This is a genomic window from Bacillus sp. UNC322MFChir4.1 (assembly GCF_000746135.1).
Taxonomy (GTDB): Bacteria; Bacillota; Bacilli; order Bacillales; family Bacillaceae_G; genus Bacillus_A.
Window position 1 is genome coordinate 66,094 of sequence record NZ_JQKQ01000028.1, and the last position, 10,091, is coordinate 76,184.

10 protein-coding genes and 1 pseudogene are annotated in these 10,091 nt (G+C 32.3%); 7 read left to right on the forward strand and 4 right to left on the reverse strand.

Annotation, left to right across the window (positions count from 1 at the left end):
* Positions 1-375: 375 nt before the first annotated feature.
* The 7 genes and pseudogenes from BR72_RS12090 (at position 376) to BR72_RS12115 (ending at position 5,575) form a co-directional block, all read left to right on the forward strand.
* Entirely contained in the window at positions 376-864 is a 489-nt protein-coding gene (locus BR72_RS12090) for a hypothetical protein (protein ID WP_035433360.1), read from the forward strand.
* Between the two features lie 25 nt (positions 865-889).
* Complete coding sequence (locus BR72_RS12095) at positions 890-2,695, forward strand: ABC transporter ATP-binding protein (protein WP_035433361.1); 1,806 nt, start codon at positions 890-892, stop codon at positions 2,693-2,695.
* Positions 2,692-3,291 carry a MauE/DoxX family redox-associated membrane protein gene (locus BR72_RS12100; protein WP_035433362.1) on the forward strand — a complete coding sequence of 200 codons (600 nt, stop codon included), beginning with the start codon at positions 2,692-2,694 and terminating at the stop codon, positions 3,289-3,291. Before BR72_RS12095 ends, BR72_RS12100 begins: the two co-directional genes overlap by 4 nt.
* Positions 3,288-3,470 carry a hypothetical protein gene (locus BR72_RS12105; protein WP_035433363.1) on the forward strand — a complete coding sequence of 61 codons (183 nt, stop codon included), beginning with the start codon at positions 3,288-3,290 and terminating at the stop codon, positions 3,468-3,470. Before BR72_RS12100 ends, BR72_RS12105 begins: the two co-directional genes overlap by 4 nt.
* A 334-nt stretch (positions 3,471-3,804) precedes the next feature.
* Positions 3,805-4,675: pseudogene (locus tag BR72_RS12110) on the forward strand (ABC transporter permease subunit).
* 1 nt (position 4,676) lies between these two features.
* Positions 4,677-4,847, forward strand: coding sequence for a hypothetical protein (locus BR72_RS27100; RefSeq protein WP_231559712.1), 171 nt, complete (start codon positions 4,677-4,679; stop codon positions 4,845-4,847).
* A 113-nt stretch (positions 4,848-4,960) separates the two neighbouring features.
* Positions 4,961-5,575, forward strand: coding sequence for a hypothetical protein (locus BR72_RS12115; protein ID WP_231559713.1), 615 nt, complete (start codon positions 4,961-4,963; stop codon positions 5,573-5,575).
* Between the two features lie 43 nt (positions 5,576-5,618).
* On the opposite strand, the gene BR72_RS12120 is transcribed toward BR72_RS12115, so the two are convergent.
* The 4 genes from BR72_RS12120 to BR72_RS12135 form a co-directional block, all read right to left on the reverse strand.
* On the reverse strand, positions 5,619-6,104 hold the full coding sequence (locus tag BR72_RS12120) for a GNAT family N-acetyltransferase (RefSeq protein WP_035433364.1): 486 nt from the start codon (positions 6,102-6,104) through the stop codon (positions 5,619-5,621).
* 142 nt (positions 6,105-6,246) lie between these two features.
* Positions 6,247-7,239, reverse strand: a complete 993-nt coding sequence (locus BR72_RS12125) for an ABC transporter permease (protein WP_035433365.1) — start codon at positions 7,237-7,239, stop codon at positions 6,247-6,249.
* Position 7,240: 1 nt separating this feature from the next.
* Complete coding sequence (locus BR72_RS12130) at positions 7,241-8,122, reverse strand: ABC transporter permease subunit (protein ID WP_035433366.1); 882 nt, start codon at positions 8,120-8,122, stop codon at positions 7,241-7,243.
* A gap of 618 nt (positions 8,123-8,740) precedes the next feature.
* The gene (locus tag BR72_RS12135; protein WP_035433367.1) at positions 8,741-9,772 is read right to left on the reverse strand and encodes a serine hydrolase domain-containing protein; all 1,032 of its coding nucleotides are present in this window, start codon (positions 9,770-9,772) and stop codon (positions 8,741-8,743) included.
* Positions 9,773-10,091: the final 319 nt, after the last annotated feature.

Sequence of the window (10,091 nt, forward strand, 5' to 3'; positions counted from 1 at the left end):
TTAGCAAAGTTATAAAATGAAGTTGTTGGTCCACAATACTATGAGGAAGGTTGTGACTGGGATAGTTATTGTGGCACAAGAACACCTACACGACTTCGTCATTATGGTAACGGAAAATTTATTGCTGTTGGCTGCTGCTATGGTGGCCAGTAATATTTTAGCAAAGTTATAAAATGAAGTTGTTGGTCCACGGTACTATAAGGAAGGTTGTAACTACGATAGTTATTGTGGCACAATAACTCGTACACTACTTTGTTATTAGGCTAATAGACGAATGATTGCTGTTGGCTATTGCTAAGAGTGTAAAATTCAAAGCTAAGAATATAAAATTCTTAGCTTTGAATCCTATTAATTTAAGATAGGAAGGCGTTTATTATGATTATATATCTTCTACTATTTCTCATATGGTTATTTTTTCTATTAGTACTACTTATACAGGTTCGCAAATTAGCAAAAGCGCTCGCTTTATTGCCCAAGCCAAAATTTATTGAAAAAAAATTAGACTCCTTAATAAAAAAGGATATTAGTAATATATTAGAATTGCCAAATTCTTACTCTAAGCATGATGAATCTATTATTATGTTGATGGCCGCATCATGTAAAATATGTCATGAAAAATTAGATGAAATTATCCATAAAAATAAACACAAATCACATAATCTAATAATATATCTATATTCCGAAACTCCAGATTTATACAATCAATTTAATAACAATATTCAAGCACATTATCAACTTCCAGTATTTCCTTTATCTGATATTCAAAAAAACCAATTACAGACATTTGTTTTCCCAACATTTATACGGATCAATTCTAAAGCAACTATCACTAAAATTTCTCCAATATCTGACAAGGCCCTCTAAAAGAAAAAAAGTGAGGATTTTTTATATGTTAATTTCTTATATACTAAGAACTATTAAACTAATTTGGAAAATCAATAAGGCCTGGTTTTGCTTCTCTAGCATATTTATGATTATTTTAGGGATGCTACCAGTGGCTACAATATGGATTACAAAAGAACTAGTTAACAATGTAGCCCTAATAATTACAAGTGAAAATAAAGATTATAAATTAGCTATTACTCTGCTTGTACTACAATTTTTGTTATTACTACTCGAAACTATCATTAAACAATTACAAAATTATATTGACGAAAACTTACGCTTTAAACTCAATAGATTTTTAATTGAAGAGATTGCTTATAAAACATTTAAAATACCATATTCATATTTTGATAATCCTGATTTTTATAACTATACCAATCGAATAAAAGCAAATACTGGCGGACGTCTACTATCACCAATTAATAATTTGTTTTTGATCGCACAATCTTTAATAACCATTTCATCTTTAATTATTTTTTTACTCTCCATTCATTGGAGTTTAGCTGTAGTTGCTGGTATTGGGTTTTTTCCAGCTCTTTTCATAAAATCGTATCTCGGTAAACAGGGATTTGAACTTACAAAAAAAACTACACCTCTCGCTAGAGAGACAAACTATATAGAACATTTGTTAATGCAAAAAGATACGATTAAGGAAATTAGAATTTTTAACTTACATACGTATTTCATACAAAGATGGAAGAAAAATTATAATGAAAATATGAATTATTCTTTAAATTTTTTTAAAGCCAAAAGCAAAGCTGAAATATTGCTAGATTTAATAGTAGCTCTTTCATATTGTGGTTCTGCAGGAATTATTATTTGGCTCATCAAAAAATCTGCTGTTAAAATCGGAGACTTTGTTTCTATAGGACAAGCAGTACATAATACGCAAAGTGCACTACACAGCATCTCAGCTAATCTTGCTAAATTATATGAGGATATATTATATATATACGATTATTTCCATTATATGGATTCATTGAATGAGGATGAAATAAATAGCGATGAACAAGTACCATTTCCTAGTGTTTTACAACATGGCATACGATTTGAAAATGTATCTTTTTCATATCCTAATAATAAAAATAAAATTTTACAAAACGTATCTTTTTCTATACTACCTAATGAAAAGATAGCTATAGTTGGTCATAATGGATCTGGAAAAACAACGTTAATAAAATGCCTTCTTGGACTATATCCACTTACATCTGGAAATATATATTTTGATAATATACCTATTAATAAAATTCAATTACATTCTTTAAGAGAACACATGACAGTAATGTTTCAAGACTTTATTCAGTATCATTTAACCATAAGAGAAAATATTGCTCTTGGTAATGTTTCCGAAATAAATAATGACGAAAAACTAAAAAATGTAGCTATGCAGTCAGGAATCCATCAGGCTATCCAACTATTCCCTAATACATACAACACTCACTTAGGGAGATTTTTACAAGAAGGAGAAGAGCTCTCTGGAGGACAATGGCAAAAGTTAGCAATATCTCGTTCTTTATTTAAAAATAGTAATATCATGATTTTAGATGAGCCAACAGCCGCATTAGACCCTATTTCAGAAAGAGAAATTTTTGATAAATTTGAACTACTGACAAACAAGAAAACTACAATTATGATTTCTCATAAAATGTCTGCAGCTAAATTAGCAGATAAAATTGTTGTATTAGACAATGGTGAGTTAGTTGAGTTCGGCACTCATGAAGAACTCTTTTCGAAAAAAGGGAAATACTACGAATTATACACAACCCAAGCAACTCTATACCAAAATAAACTGGATGAGGTTTTAATATGAATGAAATTATTTTAATTTTAAGAATATCAATAGGCACTCTCTTTCTATCGTCCTCTATTAGTAAACTATTATATTTTAGCAAACATGTTGTCATTGTAGAGGAATATAAAATTCTCCCAAAGAAATTCACAAAATTCTTTTCTAGGATAGAAGTCAGTTTCGAATTAATTTGTTCCATTTCACTCATTCTAGGATTATTACAACCTTGGGTAGGAGCTATACTTTTGCTTTTATTAATTATGTATACAATAGGGATTATTGTTAATTTATGCAGAAAAAGAACAAATATCTCCTGCGGATGCGGTGGAATTGCAGGAGACCACAACTTATCTTGGGTTTTAGCGTTTCGCAATCTTTTTTTAATAGGATTAATTATTTTTCTTATTAAAAATGAAACAACTTTTTTCAGCTTACAATCTTTCCTTATCTATAAGCAAGATATATCACTAATTTTTAATCATACTGGAATCTTCTCTGTACTCCTATCGATATTCTTAATTTTATTAATGGCAATTTTAAACTCAACATTTACAATTTATCGTGGCATGAACCATTTTTTATATCTTACAAAACAAACAAAGGAGCGAAAAATATGAACTGGACTGACTATTTACTGTGGGCTTGCATGATTATCCAAATGATTATTTTCTTTTTATTAATTAGATTAGTAACAGATTTCTTAAATAAATTCCAAAATCAAGTAAATATGATCGAATTCAAAAATTCTGCTAAAAAAAATATAGAGATAAACAAGGAAAATTTAATTAAAAGTTAATAAAAAATACTTAACCTTTACATCTGTATAAATTGAACTTTAAATTTATATTTTGGGATTTAGTAAGCAAAATCATTATTCAAGTTCCTTTTATAGAAAACTGCCCTTTAGGTAACTTAGCCATGAGATTGGGTTATTAAAAAATGTTTAATACCAATTATATAGCTTCAACGAATGAAAAATGAAGAATTCTTCTCTTTCAATTCAAATATACGAAGTGTTTCCTTCTAGTAAATTCAGCTGTAAGAACCAATTCATTAGGCTAATCATCAGTAGAATGTCTCTACTGATGATAGTTTCACTTCATTAAGAAAGGTTAGACTTATATGAAAAAATTTCTATACAAACATATTTAACAATACCGTTTCACCTATTCTTATCTTTTATTATCATTGTATTTATCAGCACATTACCACAATTATTTATTGGAATGAAAATCGATTTTAACAATTACCTGCATACACTTATGGAAGTCACTTCGAAATTAATAGGATGAGAACCATTAACTTACACGAAATTTGCAAAACCACTATCTCCACAAATTCTAATTCAATATGGCAACACAGTTATTATCTTTTTATCCGCTCTTTTTATTTCTATATTAATTTCTTTTATGACTGTTTATGCTTTGTTACTACTTCCCGTAAAAAAAAAGAGAAAGAATAAAATCGTATTTTTTACTATTAGAAGCAATTCCTGATATTTTTATCATTTTGTGTCTCCAACTACTTGTCGTTTGGATTTATAAACAGACAAACTTCTTAATCGCGGAAATAGCTGGCACAAAAAACAACTCAATCTTACTATTTCCAATTATTCGCTTAAGTCTGCCAACTATCCTTATGTTTAACAAGCTACTATTGCTGCATTTTGAAAATGAATTACAAAAAGGTTATACCTTGTTAGCACGGGGCAAAGGATTTGACATGTTTTACATTCTCAATCATCACGTTTTAAGAAACGTCTTTTTAAGTACTCTCTACTTCTCAAAAACAAATATTTGGTATATGTTATCTAATTTATACATTATTGAATACTTACTCAATGTTCAAGGCATTTTCACATTTTTAAAAACATATAACACCGAATTAGAACCCGCACCTGAAATATTCTGTGTTACATTGTTTTTAATTTATATTCCTATCTTTATTGTCTTTAAACTTTTCGACATTTTCATACCTGATGAGCTGAAAGGAGAATCTTAATATGTGGGCCCATTTAAAAAGAGATAAGTATTTCATTATTTGTATATCCTTTTTGCTTCTACTAATCATAGCAAGTATCGGAAATTCCATATTATTTGATGGAAAAGTTCGCCAGACATCCATTCTATTTGATGAAAGCGGTAATGTACAAGCATTGGTATATCGTTATTAATAGCATTTCTACGTACATGTATTGGGCTAGCAATTAGGTTATACTTCGCTTTTTATGTACGAAAAAGCTTTAAAACACTTGAAGCTCTATTTGGTTGTTTTTCAGTCGTTCCAATGACCCTTATTGATTATTTTATTCTCTATACAGTACTGCGCTTTAATCATGGAGAGTCTGCTCTCCCTTTCTTTGAACGAGCATCATTTGAAGTTATGGTCTTAGTCATTCTCGATTTACCCGTTCTTATATTTTATTTTGCAAAAGAAACAAAAAAGATACTGAATGAACAATTTATACAAGCTGCTACAGTATTAAGTGGAAACAAACTTCATCTCGTTATGAAACACATATTTCCTGTTCTAATCATTGTCATGATGCAACAGTTTATACAAACTTTAATCATTTTTTCTCATTTTGGTATTTTAGAATTATTTTTTGGAGGAACGGTTCTTCACTACGGGGATGAAGCTGAGTCAGTTAGTAATGAATGGTCAGGGTTAATTGGCCTCTATTTTCGTTCTCTCTCTGTTCACCCTTGGATCCCAATGGTTCCAATTATCTTTTTCATTCTGACCATTATTGCAGCACACATTATGCTACAAAGAATACAATTAGCATTTGAAAAACGACATATGAAACAAACAAAGCAAGAAGCAATAAAACAACCCAATACTCCTAATTTTACACAGCAACTTCCCGCTAATTCATTTACACTCTATGATGAAAGATAGTAAAGAAAAAGTTGGATCTATTTGAAAACAGATCCAACTTTTTCTACTTAATATTTTCTCTACAAAAATACGTCATCAAAATAAACGCTCTTCCTCGACTATCAAAAGTTGTTTCTAATGTAAATCCTGCTTTTTTATATAACGTAATAGCCCGCTCATTAAAAACCGCAACACTTAACCGAATTGTCTCTGGCCTAAACTCTTCCTTCGCAAACCGTAATCCCGCTTGTAAAAAAGATATCCCCAGCCCTTTTCCTGTTAATGCTGGTTTCATGCCAAGTCCGATATCCACAACGCGCTCACCTGTGTATAACTTCGCATCCCTTCCGCCTGGTACCTGTGCGTTATCCCCAAAACAAAAATAACCGATGAATTCATCCTGTTCATCACAAACGCCGTAATACGTACCATCAAGCAATTCTTTTAGCGTCTCATCTTTCCCAGTAAAACTATACAGTTCATACGGGGCCTCATATTGCCATGTATTGATTTCTCTCGCTTCTTCTAATGTAAGGTTATGAATGTTCATCTGTACGTTCTCCTCGCTTTCCTTATATCTATTCGCTCAGACGAGAAGAATTCCTGTTGTGCAAAGCATCTTCTCTGCTGTCCCTCTAGGAGTCTTGCCGCATGCCCATCAAGCTAACGGTGTGAAACCCCAGATACAGCTTTTAACCTTCTTTATAAAATGTAAATGAATTCGCTGTTACAGTTACCCGTTGGTCCTTGTCATGTTCATCTACTTGTTCTTTTGGCTGATATTGCCTCTCCATCGCTACTTTCATGCGGCGTACAATTGTATTCCCCGCAATAATAGTAAGGGTAAAACAACCAATCGGTACCAGTGGAATCCAAGGATGTACTGATAAAGAGCGAAAATATAAGCCGATAAGCCCAGACCATTCGCTGCTGACGGAGTCAGCTTCACCACCAGAGAAGACAATGGTTCCACCAAAGAAAATCTCTAATACGCCTAGATGTGCGAAGAGGATTAAAGCTTGTACAAATTGCTGCATTAAGACAATCATGAAGAGCGGCAGTAAATTCGGGAATAAATGTATCTTGATAAGGTGCCACTTGTTACCGCCGAGTATACGAGCAGCGTGCATAAATTCTTCAGACAGCAGTTTCTTCGTTTCATTTGCAACATAAAAAGACAACGTCGGTAGTGCTAGAACGATAAGAACCATCATTTGAAAGAAAACGCGTTGATAAAAGGGCGGCGGTATTTCGCCGTTTGCAAACTTCAGTACACTCTCTAGCATAAAAAAAGCAATGAGTGTCATTGGAATAACGCTAAAGCTATCAAATGTCGCTTCAAAAGTTCGAAAAGTCCGTTTTATGTAAAAAGCAATAAACATTCCAATCCCAATCCCAAAAATAGTGCGAATAACTGCAATGAGAAAGGTAGCGCCAATACTCCATTTTGCTCCTTCGATGACGCGATGCAATAGATCATAACCTTTTATATCTGTACCTAGTGGGAATTCTAGAGTAGGCGGAAACGGTGCTGCTTCTACTTCTCCATCTTTATCAAATTGTAGCGACACTTGGCGAACTTCTCCATCCATGAAGATAGAGTTTCCGATGCTTGCAAGGATGAACAGAAGGAGAAAGGAAACACTAATAATGAAAGATTTATCTTTTTTTAATGTACGCCACATGTTATCCTTCTCCTTTCAATTCGTCTGGAATAAAAATATGAAACAACTTAAAGATGATAAAAATTGGTATATAAATGAGGAGCATTGAAACGATAAACACTTCAGGAATACCATAATTTTTTAGGAATAAAAAAGTACCTGGGATATTGAAAAAATATTCAATGATGTATAAGTTTGATAACATAAACCATATGTTTGTTTTCGAGAAATAAAGCGTGCTCAGTAACACATTGCGTAACACGTGATGATTTAAAATATGTAGTTTACCGAGCCCTTTTGCACGGGCTAACAATATATAATCTTTTTGTAATTCTGTTTCAAATCGAAATAAAAGCAATTTTACAAATAATATAATGGAGGGTAAGCTAAGGCATAGTATCGGAAGCAAAACGACCTTTTTATCACCTATGCCTGCGATATTCATAATAAGGACATCTGTTTTTTTGTATATATATACAACAAGTAACTGTAGTCCGAGGATGAATAAAATATCTGGGATGGACTCAAGAAAGTCGAGAAAGACCTTTATCTTTTCTTGTTTCCGTTTTGGTAGTTGCAGAATGATGTATACGATGATGAAAGAAACGAGTACAGAAATTAGTAAGGACATCAAGAAAACAAATGCAGTTTGTTTGTACTGTATGAAAATTTGCGGGAATAATGGTCTCCCGATTGATGGGTCCATATAAGGGCCATAATAGGTTAACGGCTTATTGCCAAACAGTTTTGAAAATGTCGATGTAATAGAATTGATGTAATTATGAACGTTAAGCTCCATACCAATAAATAATTGCGGCAATGTACCTAAAAAGAAAATGACGATTGTCGATAAGACGAGATGCATCGGTATTTCGACAAATTTATTTATAAGTATTTTTTTCATATATGCTCCCCCCGTATATTTTATGTAATATATACGATGAATTTGTCGGAAAATCCTTTTTGTTTTTTACTACAAATTCAATTTTAGTAAAAAAATAACAAAATTCAAACTATTTATTTTCTGTTAAATTAAAGTAGAAGGGATCCCGCTCACATGTTACGGTGATGAACCCAAACTGTGGGCGTGATCCCAAATACAGGAGAATCGGGTTTTTATGTAAAATATTTCCTCGGCGTACAATCTTCTTTTTTGGTCGTGTGACCCCTATTATATTCCCAAAAATGTCTTAGCTATGGATATTCTCGTTTTGCCGGCAGGGCCCCCTCTATCATGTAACTACTATAGTTACACAGAATGGTTTTAACTGATTTTTTAACATACTACTCACATATTTGGCATTATTTAGGGTACCGCCCCATGCCCATCAAGCTAAGATTTTGAAATAACCCCAAAACGAAATTATTTTGCTTTTGGGATTACGAATCTCTTAATTAGATAGCACTAAAAACCGATTTCCTATAAACTATGGAAATCGGCTTTTGTAATTTGTCATTTATAATGAGCACGGCTGTTAATGTAATAAGGATAGACATTTAGAACAAAAGCTAGCAGCACCTCTCAACTATTTACTTTTTCTAAACAACCCATAACGGTATCTCCAAATGACCTAACATCAGATAAATAATCGTAACCTTCAGGTGAACCAAAGCTATTAAACATGCGAACTGCAACCAAATTTTCTTGTGGAATTACTAATAAAGTTACTCCAGTATAACCTAGGATTTGAAATGAACCTCTAGGGACTTCTACACCTATTTCTGTTTTCTTAGCAGGTAAATCTTTTACAAACCACAAAAAACCATTTTGAGGTAAGTCTTCATCTATACTTGTTGGACTCTGAATAGATGTTGCCATATGTATGATTTCTTTGGGAACAATTTGCTTTCCGTTTATATTACCTTCTTTTAGGTGTAAATAACCCCACATAGCCAACTCACGTGCTGACACATACATATTCATCTTGTCGCCCTCTGTACTATCACTTGTTTTCCAATCTTTATCTCCTTCATATCTAAGGATTACATCAACAAGCTTTTCATTTTTGTTGGCATACCAATTTGATTCGAAAAAACCTAATGGCAAAAAAACTTGCTCATGCAAAATATCAGAAATTGTTTTATTAGTTGTGCGTTTTACAATATCAGTTAAAGTCTTTATTCCGACTTGTTTATATGTCCAGTTTTCCCCTACAGGATATTCCCGATATGTAATTTCTTCTTTCTGGTTTAATCCATGAGTATGAGTTAATAAATGCCTTATTGTTGTACCCTTCCAACTACTCTCTTCAAGCTCTGGTAAATAGGTTAATACAAAGTCATCTATACTTTTTATATAACCATAAAAAACGGCATATGCCACGGCAAACCCAATATAGCTTTTTCTTACCGAAGCTACATGAAACTGAGTATCAGGCTGTACAATTCTTGTATTAGGTTTATCTGACTGCTTTCCTATATATTCTTCTAACACAATAGAATCATTATGAATCACTATAGTTGAGGCTCCCGAACAAATTACTTGGTTAGATGTGTTTAAAACGTGATTTAATATAGGAGAAAAATCTTTATTACTATGATAATTAAGAAACAATGTAAACCCTCCAAAACTGATTAGATTTAGATAAGTTACAGTTCTATAAATTCAAGTAATATTCCTTTTTCATAACATTGTATATGGGGAGCGTCACATTACTATCAAGTTAAGATTTTGCACTATCCATAAAGCAAATAAGACGTTATCCTTTCTGTAGAATTATAGGAAAGGATGGCGTTTTTTTATGGATTTTTCGATTATTGACGAACTTCAACCGATTACTGAAGAATTACAACGACATATGTCTCCTCATGTTCTAGAACACCTAGCTAAAGAAAAAGGATTCGTTCAGCGAAAGAGTAAATATCAAGCAAAG